At 62.7% G+C, this 18,733-nt stretch carries 20 protein-coding genes; 18 read left to right on the forward strand and 2 right to left on the reverse strand.

The window, feature by feature from the left end:
* Positions 1-284 precede the first annotated feature (284 nt).
* The 11 genes from MKI88_RS17180 to MKI88_RS17230 all read left to right on the forward strand — a co-directional run bounded on the left by MKI88_RS17180 (position 285) and on the right by MKI88_RS17230 (position 9,065).
* Positions 285-917 (forward strand): TetR/AcrR family transcriptional regulator, encoded by a 633-nt coding sequence (locus MKI88_RS17180; RefSeq protein WP_241632779.1) that lies wholly within the window; start codon positions 285-287, stop codon positions 915-917.
* Positions 918-1,266: 349 nt separating this feature from the next.
* Positions 1,267-1,848, forward strand: a complete 582-nt coding sequence (locus tag MKI88_RS17185; RefSeq protein ID WP_241632780.1) for a cell wall hydrolase — start codon at positions 1,267-1,269, stop codon at positions 1,846-1,848.
* A 312-nt stretch (positions 1,849-2,160) separates the two neighbouring features.
* A complete protein-coding gene (locus MKI88_RS17190) occupies positions 2,161-2,505 on the forward strand; it encodes a hypothetical protein (RefSeq protein WP_241632781.1) in 345 nt (114 codons plus the stop codon).
* A gap of 107 nt (positions 2,506-2,612) precedes the next feature.
* A complete protein-coding gene (locus tag MKI88_RS17195) occupies positions 2,613-3,137 on the forward strand; it encodes a hypothetical protein (RefSeq protein ID WP_241632782.1) in 525 nt (174 codons plus the stop codon).
* The gene (locus MKI88_RS17200) at positions 3,134-3,472 is read left to right on the forward strand and encodes a hypothetical protein (protein ID WP_241632783.1); all 339 of its coding nucleotides are present in this window, start codon (positions 3,134-3,136) and stop codon (positions 3,470-3,472) included. Before MKI88_RS17195 ends, MKI88_RS17200 begins: the two co-directional genes overlap by 4 nt.
* A 33-nt stretch (positions 3,473-3,505) precedes the next feature.
* Positions 3,506-4,114 (forward strand): TetR/AcrR family transcriptional regulator, encoded by a 609-nt coding sequence (locus MKI88_RS17205; RefSeq protein WP_241632784.1) that lies wholly within the window; start codon positions 3,506-3,508, stop codon positions 4,112-4,114.
* 237 nt (positions 4,115-4,351) lie between these two features.
* Positions 4,352-4,981: a substrate binding domain-containing protein gene (locus MKI88_RS17210; protein ID WP_241632785.1), complete on the forward strand. Its 630-nt coding sequence runs from the start codon at positions 4,352-4,354 to the stop codon at positions 4,979-4,981.
* Positions 4,982-5,041: 60 nt separating this feature from the next.
* Complete coding sequence (locus MKI88_RS17215) at positions 5,042-5,842, forward strand: SDR family NAD(P)-dependent oxidoreductase (protein WP_241632786.1); 801 nt, start codon at positions 5,042-5,044, stop codon at positions 5,840-5,842.
* Positions 5,843-6,377: 535 nt separating this feature from the next.
* The gene (locus tag MKI88_RS17220) at positions 6,378-6,986 is read left to right on the forward strand and encodes an outer membrane protein (protein ID WP_241632787.1); all 609 of its coding nucleotides are present in this window, start codon (positions 6,378-6,380) and stop codon (positions 6,984-6,986) included.
* A 76-nt stretch (positions 6,987-7,062) separates the two neighbouring features.
* The gene (locus MKI88_RS17225; protein WP_241632788.1) at positions 7,063-7,668 is read left to right on the forward strand and encodes an NADPH-dependent FMN reductase; all 606 of its coding nucleotides are present in this window, start codon (positions 7,063-7,065) and stop codon (positions 7,666-7,668) included.
* 179 nt (positions 7,669-7,847) lie between these two features.
* Positions 7,848-9,065 carry a hypothetical protein gene (locus tag MKI88_RS17230; protein WP_241632789.1) on the forward strand — a complete coding sequence of 406 codons (1,218 nt, stop codon included), beginning with the start codon at positions 7,848-7,850 and terminating at the stop codon, positions 9,063-9,065.
* Positions 9,066-9,571: 506 nt separating this feature from the next.
* On the opposite strand, the gene MKI88_RS17235 is transcribed toward MKI88_RS17230, so the two are convergent.
* Together MKI88_RS17235 and MKI88_RS17240 are read right to left on the reverse strand one after the other, a co-directional pair.
* Complete coding sequence (locus MKI88_RS17235; RefSeq protein ID WP_241632790.1) at positions 9,572-10,147, reverse strand: transposase; 576 nt, start codon at positions 10,145-10,147, stop codon at positions 9,572-9,574.
* The gene (locus MKI88_RS17240; protein WP_241632791.1) at positions 10,144-10,557 is read right to left on the reverse strand and encodes a transposase; all 414 of its coding nucleotides are present in this window, start codon (positions 10,555-10,557) and stop codon (positions 10,144-10,146) included. The genes MKI88_RS17235 and MKI88_RS17240 overlap by 4 nt, the downstream gene beginning before the upstream one ends.
* An 863-nt stretch (positions 10,558-11,420) precedes the next feature.
* On the opposite strand from MKI88_RS17240, the gene MKI88_RS17245 reads away from it, so the two are divergent.
* Genes MKI88_RS17245 through trbJ form a run of 7 tightly spaced genes read left to right on the forward strand, consistent with a single transcriptional unit; the run spans position 11,421 to position 18,683 of the window.
* Positions 11,421-13,454, forward strand: coding sequence for a conjugal transfer protein TraG (locus MKI88_RS17245; protein ID WP_241632792.1), 2,034 nt, complete (start codon positions 11,421-11,423; stop codon positions 13,452-13,454).
* A 3-nt stretch (positions 13,455-13,457) separates the two neighbouring features.
* Positions 13,458-13,871 (forward strand): CopG family transcriptional regulator, encoded by a 414-nt coding sequence (locus tag MKI88_RS17250; RefSeq protein ID WP_241632793.1) that lies wholly within the window; start codon positions 13,458-13,460, stop codon positions 13,869-13,871.
* Positions 13,868-14,854 (forward strand): P-type conjugative transfer ATPase TrbB, encoded by a 987-nt coding sequence (trbB, locus tag MKI88_RS17255; protein ID WP_241632794.1) that lies wholly within the window; start codon positions 13,868-13,870, stop codon positions 14,852-14,854. Before MKI88_RS17250 ends, trbB begins: the two co-directional genes overlap by 4 nt.
* A gap of 2 nt (positions 14,855-14,856) precedes the next feature.
* Positions 14,857-15,207, forward strand: a complete 351-nt coding sequence (locus tag MKI88_RS17260; RefSeq protein WP_241632795.1) for a TrbC/VirB2 family protein — start codon at positions 14,857-14,859, stop codon at positions 15,205-15,207.
* A complete protein-coding gene (locus tag MKI88_RS17265; RefSeq protein ID WP_241632796.1) occupies positions 15,204-15,488 on the forward strand; it encodes a VirB3 family type IV secretion system protein in 285 nt (94 codons plus the stop codon). The genes MKI88_RS17260 and MKI88_RS17265 overlap by 4 nt, the downstream gene beginning before the upstream one ends.
* 7 nt (positions 15,489-15,495) lie before the next feature.
* Positions 15,496-17,955: a conjugal transfer protein TrbE gene (gene trbE, locus MKI88_RS17270; RefSeq protein WP_241632797.1), complete on the forward strand. Its 2,460-nt coding sequence runs from the start codon at positions 15,496-15,498 to the stop codon at positions 17,953-17,955.
* Complete coding sequence (trbJ, locus tag MKI88_RS17275; protein WP_241632798.1) at positions 17,952-18,683, forward strand: P-type conjugative transfer protein TrbJ; 732 nt, start codon at positions 17,952-17,954, stop codon at positions 18,681-18,683. Before trbE ends, trbJ begins: the two co-directional genes overlap by 4 nt.
* Positions 18,684-18,733 lie beyond the last annotated feature (50 nt).

Genomic DNA, 18,733 nt, shown 5'->3' on the forward strand with positions numbered 1-18,733 from the left:
CCGGGCCATTCCGTAAGGGTTCCGGCGAGTGACACTGACGACTGATAGTCGCTCGCGGCGTGCGGCACCGGTTGCGTCCCGAGATCGGGAATGGAGGCACAGGCGCTGGTCAGCAGTGCGGCCGTCAGCAGCACCGCGCAGCGAGACTGCGCAGTTCGATTCGATTTCATCTTTTCAAGCCTCGTACCGATTAAACAGTACCGTACGGTCTAGTCTAACACACAGGGCTTGTCAATGCAAAAATAGACCGTATGGTACCGTTTAGTTTTGAGGGATTAGTGGCGATGGCGCGGACGAGATCAGATGAAAAACGGCGCGAGATCATCCGAGTCTCGGCTGAGACATTCCAGGAGTTGGGATACGAGCGCACGTCCATGCTCACGATCGCGGAGCGCATGCGCGGTTCAAAGCAGACTCTCTACAACTATTTTCCATCGAAAGAGGATCTGCTGCGCGCGGTGCTCGACTTCGATGTGGGCGAAATCGCCGACCAGGCGATGGAAGAGTTCCTCGGCGAAAGGAGCCTGCGCAAAGGGCTGATACGCCTCGGGGAAATCTATCTAGCGCGCCAGCTCGACCCGCTGGCGATCTCCAACATGCGCATTGTCGCAACCCAGCCGGCGGAGTCCGGCATCGGCGAGGACTTCTACGAGAACATCCTTTGCGTGGCGTGGAAACGCGTTGCGGATGCTTTCAAGGCTCTCATGGGAGAAGGCAAGCTTCGGCGCGCCGACCCCTGGATTGCCACCATGCACTTCAAGGGCCTGATGCTGCAGGACCTGCTCGAAAGGCAGCTTCTGAACGCGGCCAAGCACGTGGATCCCAAGGAAGTGGAAGCAGCCGTGAAACATGCGGTCGATGCCTTTCTCAGGATCTATGGCAATGAGGAGCCGAAGCCGGGAAAGGCGCGAGGCTAGTCGCACTTCACTTTCCGCGCGTGCGAGGGCGCACATTCATCGTGATCAGGCCACCCGGCTGCGATTGCTCCGCCTCAATTCCAATGCTGTCTCTCGCGACTCGCAGCGAGTCGACGCTGCCCATTCGCGCTAATCGTCAGCGCCCTGGACCATTTCTGCCGCTAACTTCAGAGCAGATATCGCTGCGAAGCAACGCCGTACGCCTTGGTCCATTTTATCAAATTGACACCGCATCAATAATAGACTAGACCGTACGGTACCGAATTCTCATGACAGGCTTCGGCATTCCGCGCGGCGGCCCTGACGCAGAGCCGCCTTGAACGTCGTGAACGAAACGTCGGAGTCAAATATGAAGCACAGAGTATGTGCCCGCGGCATCGCCGCGGCCTCGCTTGCGTTTGCAGCGACTAGCGCTTCGGCCGCTCCCCCGGTCGCAGCCTGCGCCAATGCATTGCCCGTTGTTGCATCGCCGAGCGAAGCGAAGCCGGCCTCTGGTAATCAGGTCGGCAAATCGCTCGACGAGCTGGTTCGAGATAATGCGGCCGCGGTTGGTACGGACGAGGAGCTGGGGTGCCTCGCCGGCGCGGTCTATTTCGAGGCGCGCGGGGAGCCGCTCGAAGGCCAGCTGGCCGTAGCCGAGGTGGTGCTGAACCGTGCCGCGTCGGGCGAGTATCCAGCCTCGATCTGCGAGGTTGTGAAGCAGCCTGCGCAATTCTCGTTCGTCCGCAACGGTCTCTTCCCGCCGATCGACGAGACCAGTGTCGCCTGGCGGACGGCTGTGACGGTGGCTCACATCGCATTCGAGAAGCTGGCGGACGAGCTCGCACCCGACGTGCTCTGGTATCATGCCGATTACGTGGCGCCCGCATGGGGGCGCCGCCTCGCTCGTGTCAGTCAGATTGGGGCGCACATCTTTTACCGTCGCGGCTAGCCAGGCTCACTTTGCGGTCGGCCGCGCCGTCATTCGGCCTGAATTTCTGGATGCGCGCCCACGACAGGCCTGCGCATTGGCTGCCGCTTCCGGTACGGTCGATCGCCGACCCGGACCTTGCACCATCGATCAACGACCTGTCGAATCGGGCGCGATTCGCTCGTCAGGCTTCGGTTCTGGGTCCGGCAACCACGCTCGATCCACCCTAAACCCATGCAAAATCACGACTGTACGGTACGGTCCATTTTTATATTGACGCATGATCTAAAAATGGACTAGGCCGTACGGTACAAGTTGAGAAAAGGACATCCGATGAACGCCGTTTCCACCATCGAACCCCAGCGCCAAGCCAAAATGAGCTGGCAGGTTATCGACATGGCGCGCAACGACGGACCGCACAGCCTCAATCCTGATGGCATCGTTGTTCGTATCGCGCGCAGCCTGTTCGGAATAGCCGTTCCCCGCCGGTTGGCGAACGATGGGCTGGAGGCGCTGCGGCGATTCTCGGTTCGTGCCTGGATTTCGGATTTCGTTCCCGCCAGGGAAGTGCAGGATTTCCTCGATGCCGGATACACCGTGACCGACGCCAAGCGGATTCTCGCCTACGTCGCTCATCACCGCGGCTTCACTCCGTCCCTCCCGGTTAGTCCGGCCTGAAGTTTACTGGCCTGGAAGATGTCCTCCCCTCCCTTCCAGTGCCGGATCGCTCTGCCCGCGCCGTTGCGCCCTACCGGCGCGGGCAGAGCCCCAGAGGATTTGTGACGATGGCTGCATCAGCAACAGAACAAGTTCCTCGCCGATCCCGGCAGCACTGGGAATCTGCGCATCGATCAATCCTCGCGATCTGTGGGTCGTTGATCGCGCTGCTCGGCGTCGTGCTGACGTGCATGAGCGCCATTTCTCTGGATCGCGGTTCATTCTTCCTTTTCGCCGGCTGCGGGCTGATCCTTTCCGGGACTTTGCTGGCGAAGCGGCACGTCGCCGGAGCCTGGACTTACATGGCCATTTTCGCGGCCACGCTGGCCTGGTCGCTTCAAGACGCTGGACTTGGCAGCTCATCGGTCACGAACCGGATGCTCGGGCCAATTATCATGCTTGTCATTCTGGCGCTGCTGATGCCGGCGCTTCGACGCTGGTCTCGCCTACGCACCGTTTGCGTGCTCGCCGTCTTGATCATTGCGACGGTGCTTGTGGGCAGCTTGTTCGACGGCAGCGACGTTCCGGCCGCAGACCCGGTGGTGGCGGCTTCCCAGTTCCATAACGCTCAGACCAAGGGAGACCTGCAATGAGCAACGAACCGCACCGCAACGTCCAAATCCGTCGACAGGCGCCAACCGCAATCCTGCCGCCCGCCATGATCGAGGAGTCCGCCTGGGACATTCTCCTGGCTCTTCATTCGGACCGCTGGTGCGACCTGAGCCTCGCCAAGCTTGCCTCCCTGGTCAGCGTGACGCCATCGGCATTGAACCGCTGGCTTACCGCCCTCGAAGTCCGCCAATTCATCACTGGCACCAGGCACAGTTTCACTGGCGAGCTTCGCGCCGTTCTGACCCCGCCGACACGGCAGCTGCTCGACAGATATCTGTCGGCTTCAAGCGATCTGCAGGTTGGAACTCCCCATTAAATCCTTTGACAGTAATCGCGGAGATGAATGCCAATGCGTGTGCGTAAAGAAGAGAAACGCCTAGAAATCATTGCAATTGCTGCAGGGCTCTTTGATGAGCTTGGCTATGAGCGCACCTCGATGTCCGCCATTTCGGCCCGCGTCGGTGGATCAAAAGCGACGCTCTACGGCTATTTCTCTTCCAAGGAGGATTTGCTTCGCGCGGTCCTGAACCATGATGTCAACGAGGAGGCGGACCGACTGCTCCATGAATTTCTGGCGGAAAAGGACCTGCGCAGCGGCCTTGTCCGACTCGGGATTTCCTATCTGTCGCGGCATCAATCGCGCGCCGCGAGCATTCGGACCGTCGCCAACCAGCCGATCGCGCGGGAGTTCTACGAGACCGCGCTTCGTCCGGCGTGGCAGCGCCTCGCCGACCGTTTCGCGTTGATGATGAAGGAAGGGCGCCTCAACTTCGCTGATCCGTGGACCACTGCGATGCACTGGAAAGGCCTCACTGAATGGGACTTGCTCGAGCGGCACCTGCTCTTCGCGAAAGACGCCAGCGACCCCAACGACATCGTGACGGCGGCGACCGCAGCAGCAGACGCTTTCCTGAAGGTTTATGCGGCCGTTCCCGAACCGCAGGGGGCAACGCTGTGACCCAGTTCAATGGCACTCGGTGCCCCATCTTCTCGGCGAACTGTTCGGGCGATCAGTGTTTTGAGGATTGTTCGGACCCCGCTAAAATGCACGCCCGCATTATCAACTCATGCGAGCAGCGCGAACAGGGGATGGGCCAGTCGGTGGTCGTCAGCCATGGCTGGTCGATGCATTGAACGGCCCGCCCCGAGATCGTTGGGCGGCCCTCTCTGATTCGACAACCCGGGCTTCTCGGCCATGCTCGCCGAGTTCGATGGGCTTTATCCGGACGTCGGTTTTGAGTTCGAACTCAGCGGTCGGCTCATCAACCTAGTCGAGGAAGGATTTGACCTTCTTCTGCGCGCCACCGTCCCTTCATTGCTCGATCAGGGCCTCATCGCCCGTCCGGTCGTCGACATGCCTTTTCACCTCGTGGCGTCGCCAGCCTATCTCAATCGGGTAGGGCGGCCCGGGAAACTGGCCGATCTCAATGGACAGAAACTCCTGCTGTGCAAAGGCATGCACGTCGGCGCCGCAGTCCCGTTCGAGGGATCGTATGGCCGCGAGATCGTCAAGTTCCAGGTGGGGCTTGAAAGTGGCAATGAGTCGCTTCCGCATCTCGTCGCGCTCGAGGGGATGGGCATGGCCCTGTTGCCCGACCTCATGGTCGAGGACGATTTAGCCTCCGGGCGCCTCGAGGCGTTACTGCCAGGCACCGCACAGATCGCCACCAAAATCTATGCGGTGTATCCCAGCCGCAAGTTCTTTCTGCCAAGGTCCGCACCTTCATCGATTTCTTCAATGCCAAGGTTCAGGAACTCACCCGCGAGCGCGAGGCACGCATTCGAGCACTGTGAGGACAGCAACCATGAACCAGCAGGCGGTTGATCGCCGCTGCCGACGCCATGACATTTGGCGTCCCCCTTGGTTCTCAAAAAGGTTGCCAACATGACTTACCGGGATTCCCCGTTCCACACCGCTCGCACCAGCGAAGAGCGGCTCCCTCTCCTCCAGGGCAAGACAGCCATCGTCACCGGCGCCGGCTCGGGCATCGGGCGCGCGGTTGCGCTTCTCTTTGCCCGCGAAGGTGCCAACGTCATCGTCGCTGACCAGGCCAATGGTGCCGGCGAGGAAACCGCCGCTGCCATCGAGTCGACCGACGGACGCGTCAGTTTCATGGCGGGAGACATCGCTGACCCCAAATATCATCTCGGGTTGGTGACATTTGCAAAGCATCGCTACGGCTGGCTGGACATTGCGGTCAACAACGCCAGCAACAGTTCGGCGTCGGCACCGCTCGCCGGAATTCCGATCGAGATGTGGGACAAATTTACCGCAATCAGTCTGTCAGGCGTGTTCTATGCGTTACGCGCGCAGATTCCCGCGATGATCGATGCAGGCGGAGGCGCCATCGTCAACCTGGTTTCTGCCGCCGGCGCAGACGCTGCGCCCGGAGTCGGCGCCTATACCGCCTTTATGCAAGGTCTGGTCGGTCTCACCAAAGGTGTCGCGCTGGAATATGGACAGCAGGGCATACGGGCCAATGCGGTCGCGCCGGGCTACGTAGACACGCAGCCGAGCAACCTCCATTCATCCGGGGAGCACGCGAAACTTGCGGCGCATCACGCGATGAACCATGCCGAACAGGCGGCCGAGATTGCGCAGCTCGTCCTGTTCCTGGCAAGTGCGCAATCAAGCTATATCAACGGCAGCTGCATGCCGATGAACAGCGGAGCACTCGTGCAATGAGTGCGCGACCGGTCCGTTAGCGGCTGTCACGGCCGAGCACTCCCGGCCGGCTCGCCGTCGTGAACCAACGGGCCAAGTTCCATCCACCGGGCGGCCGTTGATCGCTTGGCAGCACGGGGCGAGTTCGGCCTCAAACATCAGGAACAGGATCCATGAACGTGATTCAAGCGCACGCTTGGCCAAGACTGCGCATTGCTGACGGGCATGCCCGGCCATTCCGCTGGTCCATTACGGGCAACTCACCGGCACCGATTAGGAAATCGTTGAAATGGCGCGCCGGGCCTCCGTTGTAACCGAGAGATAGCGAGCAATTTGAAACCGCCGTTCGGCACGCTGGCTCCATTTTCGTTCACAATCGCTGAGAGGCTGGCAGTTCGCTGCCGGCCGCTCTTTGTTGCGCGTACCTCCGCAGATTGTGCACCCTGAGGACACGATCCTTGAACCGGATTGTGATTGATGAACCCTTGGGAAAGGTCGATGTCGCTGCCACCCGCTCCGATGTGGAAGCGGTCAGTTCAAGAAACAGGAGTATAGAATGCGCCTCCCCACGACCGTGCTCACCTTCACCCTTCTCACCAATGCTTTCACCGGCACGGCGTTTGCGGAGGAATTCAACGGGCCGTTTGTCGGAGTCCAGGCGGGGTGGACCTCGGCCGAGGTGCAGGATCCCCAGACCCCGCTTGGCGTCGTCGCGATGGAGGACGATCAGCAATCGTTCACTGGCGGTGTCTACGCCGGGGTCGATCACCGCCTGAACGAGCGGATCGTGCTCGGGGCTGAAGCCGGCTTCGATGTCACCAACGACGACAAGCTGCACGGGTTCAGCGGCATCAGCTCTTACACGCTCGATCCGAAATACTCCTTCGATCTGACCGCGCGCGCCGGCTATCTGGTGACGCCGGACACGCTCCTTTATGCCCGCGGCGGCTATACCAATGCCCGCGTAAAAACCACGATGACGGACATTGCGGGGACGCAATCCGCGACCACCAATCAGGACGGCTGGCTCGTCGGCGGCGGTGTCGAGCGTCAGCTCATGAGCAACGTGTCTGCACGGATGGAGTATCGCTATTCGGACCTCAGCGAGGACGATGGCAAGTATGATCGCCACCGTGTTCTCGCGGGCGTGAGCTACCGCTTCTGAACCACCCAGACGGGCGGGGGCCAAGGCTTCCGCCCGCTCGACTGTCTGACAACCGAGACATCTCCAAGGAAACATCATGGCACTCAAACTGAACATCATCATCGGCTCCACGCGTCCCGGTCGCGTGGGTCCTGTCGTCGCGTCATGGATTAAGGAGGCCGCCATTGAGCACGGCAAGTTCGACGTCGAGCTGGTCGACCTCGCTGCCTTCAACCTACCGCTGCTGGACGAGGCCAGCCATCCGAAGGCCCAGCAATATGCCAACGAGCCCACCAAGCGGTGGAGCGCCAGCGTGGCATCGGCGGATGCCTTTCTCTTCGTGACGCCGGAATACGACTATTTCGCCCCTGCGGCACTGGTAAACGCGGTGCAGGCACTCATGCCGGAGTGGTTCTACAAGCCCGCCGGCGTGGTAAGCTACGGTGGCATCTCGGGTGGGTTGCGGTCAGCACAGGTCCTCCGCCAACTCTTGAGCAATGTGAACGTGCATGCGCTTCCGCAAGTGATCCCGCTTCCGAACTTCCCGCACTTCATTGGTCAGGACGGCGTGTTCCGCCCGAACCAGCTGATGAAGGATGGGCTCAACGATCTCATGGACGAGCTTCACAAATGGGCTGGTGCGCTGAAGACGCTGCGGCCTGACGCCGCTCAAGAAGACGAATTGCTGCTACAGGGGGTCTGATGACCCCTGCGTACGCGAAGCAGCGCGATCGGCACCAATTCGGTGGTGACCATCGCTGCTAGGGCCCCGCTTGCCCTGGCAGCGAGCGGCGGCAGCGTTCCGACCGGGCATTGCCTAACCCCTTCTGACACATGCAACGGGCGGCGGCGGGGCGCCTCCGCCCGCGACGAGGAACCAACATGAAGAAGATCCTCTTGAGCGCCGCCGCGACCATCGGCCTGGTCGTGTCCGTCGCCGCAACGGCCTCTCCCTTTGGACCGCCACCGTCGCCACCGTCTGCGCCGGGTGGTGGGTTGCGCGGCGGCGGTTTGCCAAGTTTGCCGTCCGGTATTCCGCGAGGGTCGAGCGGCACCGGTCTACCGGATCTGGCTCGCGGCGGCGAGCCCACCCGCCTGCGAGGCGGTGACAATGGGCCTCGTGAAATCGCTCGTGACGCGCCCCAAGGACGGCGCGGCGGCAGCTTTGGCCTCGAAAGTGCCGGTTTGCGCAGCGGCCGAAATGGCGACCGGACAGCAGGGTTGCGCAATAGCCGCTCCGCTGCCAGCGCCGCCGGGGTCAGCGACGGCAACAATGGTGGGGCCCTCGCCGGCTATCGAAACGGCCACAGCGGCTCGTTCGAAGGCCATGCACGCGGCAGGGACGCGACCGGTGAGATTCGGGGCTATGGCAACGGCAAACGCAGCGGTGTGGCCGGATACGGCTATGGCGATGGCGGCGGCGCCGTCGCCGGCTATCGCAACGGCCGCAATAGTGCGGGCGTTGCCGGGTTCAGCGACGGCAACAATGGTGCCGCCGTCGCCGGTTATAGAAATGGCCGCAGCGGCTCGTTCGAAGGATATGCGCGGGGCAGTGACGCGAGCGGTGAGATACGGGGCTATAGCAACGGCAAGCGCGGCGGTGGGGCCGGATACGTCTATGGCGATGGCGGCGGCGGAGCTGTCGCGGGGTATCGCAACGGCGCCAATGGCGCGGGCGTTGCCGGCGTCAGCGACGGCAATGGTGGTGCAGTCGTCGCGGGCTATAAAGACGGCCGCCGCGGCGGCGCCGTCGCGGCCTATGACGACGGAAATGGGCATGCCGGAGTCGTGAGCGTGCAAGAAGGGAGCGGCCGCTCGCGCAGCTATTCCGGACGCACCAGCTATACCTACCATGTCTATGACGACGACGATTACTATTACCGTCGCGGTTGTCGCCGCTCGACCGTCGCTGGAATGGCCGCGGGTGCGATTACGGGTGCCGCCGCCGGTGCCGCGACCGCGAGTGCCAGCAGTAGCGACGATGATAGCAGCGACACTTCGGAGACGCGCAAGAAAAACACAGCGAATGGCGCGACCAGCGGTGCTGTCGGAGGCGCGGTCGGCGGCGCCGTCGGGGCAGCGGTAGCAGGCGACTGCTAGGCAGAATTGAGTCGAGCCGCGACCGTGCGAGCGATGTCACCGGTGACTTTGAGGTCGGAGGTCACGTCGCCTGGAGCCATTGCTTTTCCACCGGGGCCTTGAGGACAAGGAAGAATGCCTCATGCGTCGGCACGCTGCCCCCAACGGGCCCTCTACCTTCGACTTCGGCCCACTCGCCGGGAATGGCAGCTAAGTCCGACAAAGGGGTCATAGAATCGTGGGCGAGGGCCGGTCTGATCGAATGACCGCTTCTCAAGGTTCGCTCCTGAAACCGGCCTGTCGGGACTGTTGTCTAATTGATTTTCGCATCACGCATCCTCATCGTACCCGGTGGCCAATGGTTGTCTTCGAGGTCACCGGACTGCGGTGTGGGCGTTTGTCCGAGCCTTCATGATCGCGGCCGGGCGGTAATGGGTGGACGTCTCTGGGTCCGACACGAGGTTTGTGCCTCCACAGTCCCGGCGAGATCGTCCGGGCATAGCTGACCGGGATGAGGAGCGCCGGGCTCAAGCCCAGCGGAACTCGGTCTCGTTCAGCCAAAGCGAGTGGAGTAAAACGGCAAGCTTGCGGGCGACCGCGGTTCGGGCGCGTTTGTTCCCCTTGGTTTCGGCAATGCGCTTGCCCCATTGTTGGAGCGCGAAGGGCCGCTGCACGCGACACAGCATGACACTGGCTGACTCATTCAGCGCGCGGCGCAGCATGGGGTCGCCTGCATTGGAGATATTTCCTCGGGTGTCGCGTTCACCCGACTGGGTGCGACGGGGTACCAGGCCTGCATAGGCGCCGGCATCCTCGCTTCTGGCGAGCCGGTGAGGATCCTCGATACTGGCAGCGAAGGTGAGAGCGGTGATGGGACCGACGCCAGGCACGCTCATCAGGCGGGCGCAAGCGGGATCAGCGGCGGCGCGCCCTTCGAGCAAAAGATTGGACGCGCGCAATTGCGCTTCCATCACTTCAATGGAGGCAACGAGCGGCGCAAACAGCGCTTCGAGATCAGGGCGCTGCCGATAGAGCGCGGTCAGGCGCTCGGCGCGCCTTCCCGGTGTCCTGACACTCCCCAATCGCAGCCCGAACAACTTCAAGAGCCGCGCAACTGATTGGCCATGGCGTTGCGCCCGGTAATGAGCTGCGCGCGGATGCGTAAAGCGGCGCGGTCGCTGTGGGTCGCGGATGCCTTCATGTGGATACGCTTGAACCAGCCAGTGCGGGCGAGTTGAGCAAGTCCCTCAGCATCGTTGTTGACCCGCGTCGAAAGCACACCCTTGGCATGGCGCGCGCAAATGCACTCGACCGGTACATCTCGTTCCACCAGACCATGGTAGAGGACAGTCGAAAGCGGCCCGGTTTCCAGGACCACCCGCACAAGGCCAGGGCAGTGTCGATTGAGCCATTTGGCCAGCGCATCCGGGTCGCTCGCCACGACATCGCGCTGTAACACTGCACCTTCGGCATCGACCAGGCACACATGCGTGGTCTTGTCGCTTACATCCAATCCTGCCTAAATCGTCATCGGTCACCTTCCTGCATTGAAGCGTGTAGGCGACTTCGTACCATCCAGGAGGGTGGCTAAATCAATTACGCAGTGTCCGACTGAGCAGTCGCGACCGTTGACGATGTACCAAGGGCGGCTTTGATTGTCGTCGGTCGAAAAGCCTCTTGTCAGGACGCGACGACATTGCACTTGGCTTCCATGAACGCTGTTTTTCCGACGATCTGATCGTGATGGAATGCACGAACGAACTCGGGAACAAGGCGGGAAGGTCGGTCGGTTTCCAGCTCGCTCGCGAGGTGACAGCTCTTTCTGTCGACTAGTTACGCCTGATCACAAGCTTCGTGGTACCGCAGAGGCTACAGACATCCTTGCGTCGTTCGAAACCGTCACTGCCTGCCAGCTCCCGCGTCTGCTGGTTCGCATGCTGCCGAACGGAGAGGTGCAGTCGATCGGCAATGCAATCATCGCATACCGGCTCGGGTGAAAGCCGCGATACGAAATTTCGAACATCCTCAAGAACCGTCATTGTCCCCCCATTTTCCGGTTCCCATAGCTGCTATGGCGCGCGGTTCCAGCAGGAATGTTCCTTTGTGCGACACGGACCCCGGCCTGGCGATGACGCATTGGGATGATGTGCTTCAAGATGTGGTTGGCGTGAAGGGGGGGGCGAGGCCATGGTCGCTACGAGTCGCTCGCGAACGGCTTCCAACGCCGCCCGAATCTCGACGCCGGGCCAGGCCGATTGCGTGAAACGCGCTCTGTGTCACTCTGTGCACATCTGGCGCACTCCCGGTTTGATCAAAATTCGCTGACTCTCCCGCCCAATCCCGCGCTGCTTCCCGTGGGTCTGGCGGAGAGTGCCGATGACACCGACAAAATTGCTGATTGGACAGATCCTCGGCGTTTTCGCCATCGTCATCGCGGGCGTCTGGTCCGCGACCCAGTGGACAGCAAGCGCGCTCGCCTACCAGGGCGAGCTTGGCAGCCCCTGGTTCCATGCACTCGGCCTTCCGGTTTATCGGCCCTGGGCACTCTTTGGCTGGTGGTATCATTTCGAGGCCTATGCGCCTCACATCTTCGATACAGCCGGCGCAATCGCTGCCGCGAGCGGGTTTCTCGGTTGTGCCTCTGCCATCATCGGGTCGCTCTGGCGCGCGCGCCAGGCACGCCACGTCACCACCTATGGCTCGGCGCGTTGGGCCAATTTGAGTGAAATCCGCAAGGCCGGTCTTTTTGGTGACGGGGGTGTCTTTCTCGGCAGGTTGGGGTCCGCCTATCTGCGTCACGACGGTCCCGAGCATGTCATGGCCTTTGCGCCCACGCGCAGCGGCAAGGGCGTCGGGCTCGTCGTGCCCACGTTGCTAAGCTGGACGGGCTCGGCGGTCATCCATGACATCAAGGGCGAGAACTGGGAGCTGACCGCCGGATGGCGCTGGCGCTTCTCGCACTGCCTGCTCTTCAACCCTACCGATATCCGATCGGCGCGCTACAACCCGCTTCTCGAGGTGCGACTGGGTGCCGACGAGGTCCGCGATGTCCAGAACATCGCCGACATCCTCGTCGATCCCGAAGGCGCGCTCGAACGCCGGAGCCACTGGGAAAAGACCGCGCATGCGCTGCTCGTCGGCGCGATCCTCCATATCCTCTATGCCGAGAAGGAGAAGACGCTGGCCCGGGTCGCTACCTTTTTGAGCGATCCGCAGCGCAGCTTCGTCGCGACCCTCGGCGCAATGATGGCGACCAATCATATCGGCACAGCCGACGAGCCATGCGTCCATGCCGTGGTGGCATCGGCCGCGCGCGAGCTCCTCAACAAGTCCGACAACGAGCGCTCGGGCGTGCTGTCGACCGCCATGTCGTTCCTTGGTCTCTACCGCGACCCGATTATCGCCGAGGTTACTTCACGTTGTGATTGGCGGATCGAGGACCTGGTCGCCTCGCCATCGCCCGTCTCGCTCTACCTGGTCGTGCCGCCGTCTGACATTTCGCGAACCAAGCCGCTTGTCCGCCTGATCCTCAACCAGATCGGCCGGCGCCTGACCGAGCGGTTGCACGGCGCCAACGACGCGCCCCGCCACAAATTGCTGATGATGCTCGACGAGTTCCCGGCACTCGGCCGGCTCGAATTCTTCGAGACATCGCTCGCCTTCATGGGCGGCTATGGGCTGCGTGCCTTCCTCATCGCGCAGAGCCTCAACCAGATCGTGAAGGCTTATGGCGAGAATAATTCGATCCTCGACAACTGCCATGTCCGGATCGCCTTTGCGACCAATGACGAGCGGACCGCCAAGCGCGTGTCCGATGCGCTCGGCACCGCGACCGAGCAGCGTGCGATGCGCAACTATGCCGGGCACCGGCTCGCACCGTGGCTCGCGCATGTCATGGTCAGCCGCCAGGAAACCGCGCGCGCACTCCTGACCCCGGGTGAGGTGATGCAGCTCGCTGCGTCCGACGAACTCGTCCTGGTATCGGGACTTTCGCCGATCCGCGCAAAGAAGCTGCGCTATTTCAAGGAGCCCGCCTTCCGGGCGCGGGTGCTGCCACCGCCGGTGCTGTCGCTGGATGGTTATGCCGACTGCCCCAAACCGCGCGTTGATGACTGGGCGGGGCGCATCAGCGCGCCTGACGAGCGGCTTCTTGCTGACTTTGAGGAATTCGCAGTCGAAACCGCCGACGGTGGTATGAAGCAGGAACGCCAACCAGGCCTTGCCGAAGACGCTGCTCCCAGGCCCACACCTCTCACCACGTCCGACAAATTGGGCATCGACGAAGATGACGCAAACCCGGGCGCTGATGCGCGGGCAATGAACGTTGCGCGCGGTGTTGCCGTCGTGACGGCGGCGCACGGCATCAACGAAGCGGTCGAACAGGACCGCGAACCTGTGCCGGGCTATTGAGCCATGCGCAAATCCACCACCCGCTATCAACTCGTCCTGTCGAAGCGCCTGAGCGCACGGCTGGAGGCGCTTGCCGCAAAGCCCGGCGTGACCAAATCAGCGATCCTTTCCGACGCGTTCGAGGCCTGGCTTGCGCACGGCGCTGTCAGCGACCTCGAAGACCGATTTAGCCTCAGGCTCGATCGCATGACGCGCGCGCTCGGTCGTGTCGAGCGCAACAGCCATGTCCTCCTCGAAACGCTGGCGCTGTTCGTACGCTACGAGCTCGCGATCCATGCGCCGCTGGCGCCCGACGATGCGGCGGGACGCGCGGTCGCGCGCGATCGATTCAACGCCTTTGTGACCCAGGTCGGACGCCAGATTGCAGCAGGCAATTACAGCATCGCGCCCGATGCTGCCCAAGAGAGTGGCGAATGACGACCACGCTTTCTGACAGCCGCAGGCGCGCGATGATCAGAACCGCGCTTGGGTCCGCCATCGTCGAGGCCATGTATCGACCCGGTGTCATCGAGATCATGGTCAATCCCGACGGCCATTTGAGGTTCGACATATTGGGTGAGGGACGCGTCGACACCTGCGTCTGGCTGTTACCCGACCAGGTCGAACGCATCATCCGGCTGGTCGCGAGCCATGCTAGGGTCGAGGTCCATGCAAGTGCTCCGATCGTGTCGGCGGAGCTTCCGCCACATGGTGACGGAAGGGCAGGGGAGCGCTTCGAGGGCGTGCTGCCGCCGGTCGCGACTGCACCCTGCTTCTCGATCCGCAAACCCGCCGAGCGTCTCTACACGCTGACTGACTATGTGCGTGACGGGATCATGGGCGAAGCCCAGGCCGACACGCTCAGGCTAGCGATCGACTATCGAGCGAATATCCTTGTCGCTGGCGGCACAAGCTCGGGCAAGACCACGCTCGCCAATGCCCTGCTTGCCGAGATGGCAGGACGCGATGAGCGCGTGATCCTCATTGAGGATACGCGCGAGCTGCAATGCCCCGCACCCGACAGCGTGGCGCTGAGAACCCGGCCGGGCAATGTCTCGATGGGTGACCTTGTCCGCTCGACGCTCAGGCTCAGGCCCGACCGCATCATCATCGGTGAGGTGCGCGGGGCCGAGGCTCTCGACATGCTGAAGGCGTGGAACACGGGACATCCCGGCGGGATCGCGACGGTCCATGCCAATAGCGCGAGCGCTGCGCTCACCCGGATCGAGCAGCTCGTCCAGGAGGCGGTGATGAGTGTGCCCCGGCACCTGATCGCCGAGGCCATCGATATCGTCGTCTTCATCTCCGGGCGCGGCCTTGACCGAAGAGTTTCCACGATCGCGCGCGTGACCGGCTTTGAGCCTGGAGGTGCTTACCGCCTCGTCGATCTTTCCCCTCCCTTCAACGTCCCTGGAGAATGACCATGACCCGCTTGGCTTTGTCTTTGCTGCATCACTTGCCTTCGGTTCGGCCGGTGCTGCTGGGTGCATTGGTCGCAGCTTCGCTGTCGCTGGCCGTGCGCGCCAGCGCGGCGGGCTCGGGCATGCCCTGGGAGCAGCCGCTTCAGCAGGTGCTGGAGTCGGTCCAGGGGCCCGTCGCCAAGATCGTGGCAGTAATCATCATCATCACCACGGGGCTGACGCTCGCCTTTGGTGAGACGGCGGGCGGCTTTCGCAAACTCATCCAGATCATCTTCGGCCTGTCGATCGCCTTTGCCGCCTCCTCCTTCTTCCTGAGCTTCTTCAGCTTTGGCGGCGGGGCGCTGATCGCATGAGCTCGGAATTCCATGGCAGCGGCCAGCACATCGAGGGTTTCGAGGCCCCGATCCACGGCGCACTCGGACAGCCAATCCTAATGGCAGGCGCGCCGCGCGGGATCGCGATCATCAACGGCACGATCGCCGCGGCCATTGGGCTCGGTCTTCAGCAATGGCTCGCAGGCCTTGTGCTCTGGGCGATCGGGCACAGTCTTGCGGTGTTCGCCGCGCGGCGCGACCCCGATTTCGCGCCCGTGCTCCTGCGTCATCTGCGCCAGAAGGGCTGGCTCACATGCTGAGGCTCCCATGATGAACCTGCGCGAATATCGCAACTGTGCCGACAGGCTTGCCGATCACCTTCCCTGGGCGGCGCTTGTCGCGCCGGGCGTGATCCTCAACAAGGATGGCAGCTTCCAGCGCACGCTCAAGTTCAGGGGCCCCGATCTCGAAAGCGCGACCGACGCCGAACTCGTCTCGACCTGCGCGCGCGCCAATAACGTGCTGAAGCGCTTCGGAACGGGCTGGGCGCTGTTTTTCGATGCCGAAAGGCGCGAGGCGCTGGGTTATCCCAAAGCCGCATTTCCCGATGCCGCGTCCTGGCTGGTCGACGAGGAACGGCGCGCTGCGTTCGAGGCCTCAGGCCAGCATCATGAGAGCCATTTCCATCTGACGCTCACCTGGCTGCCGCCGGCGGACGCGAGCGACGCCGCTGTTCGCTCGTTGATCGACCATCCCGATCAAGCTCAGACGCGTGATTGGCGCACCACCCTTGTGTCCTTCATTGCCGAGACCGACCGTGCGCGCGATCTGTTCGCGGGCTTCATGCCCGAAGTCGTCGCTTTAAACGACGCCGAGACGCTCACCTATCTCCACGGCGCGATCTCGAACCGGCGGCACAAAGTCGCGGTGCCCAAGACACCGATCTACCTCGACGGGCTGCTCGCCGACACGCCCCTCCTCGGCGGGCTCGAGCCCCGACTTGGAGACGCGCATCTGCGCACGCTCACGATCCTCGGCTTTCCCGGCATGAGCCGGCCCGCCATTCTCGATGCGCTCAATCACCAGGACTTTGGCTATCGCTGGGTCACGCGTTTCATCGCGCTCGACAAGACCGATGCCACACGGGTGCTGACGAAACTGCGTCGGCAATGGTTCAACAAGCGCAAGTCGGTGACAGCCCTTCTGCGCGAGGTGATCTACAACCAGCCCGTCCAGCTGCTCGACAGCGACGCCGACAACAAGATGGTCGACGCCGATCTCGCGCTCCAGGCGCTCGGCGGCGATCATGTCGCGTTTGGCTATCTGACGACGACGATCACCGTTTCTGACAGCGACCGCGCGCGTGCCGACGACAAGGTGCGCGCCGTCGAGCGCATCGTGAACGGGCTTGGCTTTACCTGTATCCGCGAGACCATCAACGCGCTCGAGGCCTGGCTGTCCTCGCTCCCCGGACAGATCTACGCCAATGTCCGCCAGCCCCTCGTCCACACGCTCAACCTCGCGCATCTCATGCCGCTGTCATCGGTTTGGGCGGGTCCTGCTGCAAACCGGCACCTTTCGGCACCGCCGCTGCTCCACGCCCAGACCTCGGGCTCGACGCCCTTTCGCCTTTCCACCCATGTCGGCGATGTCGGCCATATGTTCGTGGTCGGACCGACAGGGGCGGGCAAGTCGGTTCTGCTGGCGCTGATCGCGCTCCAGTTCCGGCGCTATGCGCGCGCGCAAATCTTCATCTTCGACAAGGGATTTTCCGCACGCGCGGCGGTGCTGGCAATGGGCGGGGCGCACCATGCGCTCGGGGCTTCAGGCGATAGCGACCGGGATGCTGACGAGACACTGGCCTTTCAACCGTTGAGAGCCATTGACCAGGCTAGTGAGCGCAGCTGGGCAGCCGAATGGATCGCGGACCTACTCGCGCACGAGAAGGTCCTGGTCACCCCCGAGATCAAGGAGGCACTCTGGTCGGCGCTGACGAGCCTGGCATCGGCGCCCCCCGAAGAACGAACACTGACCGGGCTTGTCATGCTGCTCCAGTCCAATGTGCTGCGCACAGCCCTTGGCGCCTATACGCTCGAGGGCCCCTATGGCCGGCTGCTCGATGCTGCCGAACAGCGCCTCGACCTCGCCGATATCCAGTGTTTCGAAACCGAGGCGCTGATGGGACAGGCGGGCGTGGTGGCACCCGTGCTCACCTATCTGTTTCACCGTCTCGAGGAGCGCTTCGACGGCCGCCCTACTTTGCTGATCCTCGACGAGGCCTGGATCTTCCTCGATCATCCGCTCTTTGCGGCGCGCATTCGCGAATGGCTGAAAACGCTCCGCAAGAAGAATGTCGCGGTGCTGTTCGCGACGCAGAGTCTTTCGGACATCGCCGACAGCAACATTGCGCCCTCGATCATCGAGAGCTGCCCACAGCGCATCCTGCTTCCCAATGATCGCGCGATCGAACCCCAGTCGCGCGCCGCCTATGAGCGTTTCGGGCTCAACCATGCCCAGATCGCGCTCATCGCGCGCGCGACACCCAAGCGGCACTATTATCTCCAGTCCGCGCGCGGCAACCGGCTGTTCGAGCTTGGCCTTGGACCCGTGGCGCTCGCGCTCTGCGGTGCCTCCGACCCCCAGGCCCGCATCGACGCCCTCCTCGCTGAACATGGCGCTGACCAGTTCGCCGCGCATTTTCTGAAAGGAGCCGGCCTCGACTGGGCCGCGCGCGCACTCGCCGATTTTCCCGGTCCCCAAGCCCCAGCACAAGGAGAAGATGCATGAAGAAATTCATCCTCGCAGCACTGATGGCGAGCAGCGCCACCATTTCGATGACGATGCTGGCGATGGTCCCCGTGACGCCCGCACGCGCGATGCCCGTCTTCGACAGCGCCAACTATGCGCAGAACCTGCTCATCGCTGCGCGCACGCTCGAACAGATCAACCAGCAGATCCGGTCGCTCCAGAATGAGGCGGCAATGCTGGCGAACATGGAGAAGCATCTCGAGCGGATCGACTTTCCCGAGCTTCAGCAGCTTCGCACAAAGCTCGCCGAGATCGAGGCGCTGATGGACAAGGCCGAGGGCATCGATTTCAGGATCGGCCGGATCGACGACCAGTTTCGCAAATTCTTCCCTCAGCAGTTCGATCGCGCGCTTCGCGGCGACCAGCATGCGGGTCAGGCGAAAGACCGGCTCGAGACCGCGATGGCCGCTTTCAGGCAGACGATGCGCGTCCAGGCCGAAGTCGTCGGCAATGTCGCGGAGGACGCTGAGGCGCTGTCGGCGATCGTTGCAAAGAGCCAGGGCGCCCAAGGCAGCCTTCAGGCGGCGCAAGCGACCAACCAGCTGCTCGCGCTGACCGCCAAACAGCAATTCCAGATCCAGCAGCTCATGGCAGCGCAATCGCGTGCCGATGCCATCGAGCAGGCAAGGCGCGTCCAGGCCGAGTCCGATGCGCGCGCGGCCACGCGAAAGTTCCTCGGATCGGGCACGGCCTACACGCCTCGATAGGTTCGGGCCCGGATAGACGGCGGCGAATTCGCCTCCCCGTCGCCGTCGCC

Origin of the sequence: Sphingomonas sp. LaA6.9, assembly GCF_022601895.1 — a bacterium.
Taxonomy (GTDB): domain Bacteria; phylum Pseudomonadota; class Alphaproteobacteria; order Sphingomonadales; family Sphingomonadaceae; genus Sphingobium_A.

Excerpts from the sequence above, each read along its gene's own strand:
- MKI88_RS17265 (WP_241632796.1), top strand. The coding sequence starts at position 15,204 with ATGAGCTCGGAATTCCATGGCAGCGGCCAGCACATCGAGGGTTTCGAG.
- MKI88_RS17195 (WP_241632782.1), top strand. The coding sequence starts at position 2,613 with ATGGCTGCATCAGCAACAGAACAAGTTCCTCGCCGATCCCGGCAGCAC.
- MKI88_RS17185 (WP_241632780.1), top strand. The coding sequence starts at position 1,267 with ATGAAGCACAGAGTATGTGCCCGCGGCATCGCCGCGGCCTCGCTTGCG.
- MKI88_RS17260 (WP_241632795.1), top strand. The coding sequence starts at position 14,857 with ATGACCCGCTTGGCTTTGTCTTTGCTGCATCACTTGCCTTCGGTTCGG.
- MKI88_RS17220 (WP_241632787.1), top strand. The coding sequence starts at position 6,378 with ATGCGCCTCCCCACGACCGTGCTCACCTTCACCCTTCTCACCAATGCT.
- trbJ (WP_241632798.1), top strand. The coding sequence starts at position 17,952 with ATGAAGAAATTCATCCTCGCAGCACTGATGGCGAGCAGCGCCACCATT.
- MKI88_RS17245 (WP_241632792.1), top strand. The coding sequence starts at position 11,421 with ATGACACCGACAAAATTGCTGATTGGACAGATCCTCGGCGTTTTCGCC.
- MKI88_RS17190 (WP_241632781.1), top strand. The coding sequence starts at position 2,161 with ATGAACGCCGTTTCCACCATCGAACCCCAGCGCCAAGCCAAAATGAGC.
- MKI88_RS17180 (WP_241632779.1), top strand. The coding sequence starts at position 285 with ATGGCGCGGACGAGATCAGATGAAAAACGGCGCGAGATCATCCGAGTC.
- MKI88_RS17225 (WP_241632788.1), top strand. The coding sequence starts at position 7,063 with ATGGCACTCAAACTGAACATCATCATCGGCTCCACGCGTCCCGGTCGC.
- trbB (WP_241632794.1), top strand. The coding sequence starts at position 13,868 with ATGACGACCACGCTTTCTGACAGCCGCAGGCGCGCGATGATCAGAACC.
- MKI88_RS17250 (WP_241632793.1), top strand. The coding sequence starts at position 13,458 with ATGCGCAAATCCACCACCCGCTATCAACTCGTCCTGTCGAAGCGCCTG.
- MKI88_RS17205 (WP_241632784.1), top strand. The coding sequence starts at position 3,506 with ATGCGTGTGCGTAAAGAAGAGAAACGCCTAGAAATCATTGCAATTGCT.
- MKI88_RS17210 (WP_241632785.1), top strand. The coding sequence starts at position 4,352 with ATGCTCGCCGAGTTCGATGGGCTTTATCCGGACGTCGGTTTTGAGTTC.
- MKI88_RS17200 (WP_241632783.1), top strand. The coding sequence starts at position 3,134 with ATGAGCAACGAACCGCACCGCAACGTCCAAATCCGTCGACAGGCGCCA.
- MKI88_RS17230 (WP_241632789.1), top strand. The coding sequence starts at position 7,848 with ATGAAGAAGATCCTCTTGAGCGCCGCCGCGACCATCGGCCTGGTCGTG.
- MKI88_RS17215 (WP_241632786.1), top strand. The coding sequence starts at position 5,042 with ATGACTTACCGGGATTCCCCGTTCCACACCGCTCGCACCAGCGAAGAG.
- trbE (WP_241632797.1), top strand. The coding sequence starts at position 15,496 with ATGATGAACCTGCGCGAATATCGCAACTGTGCCGACAGGCTTGCCGAT.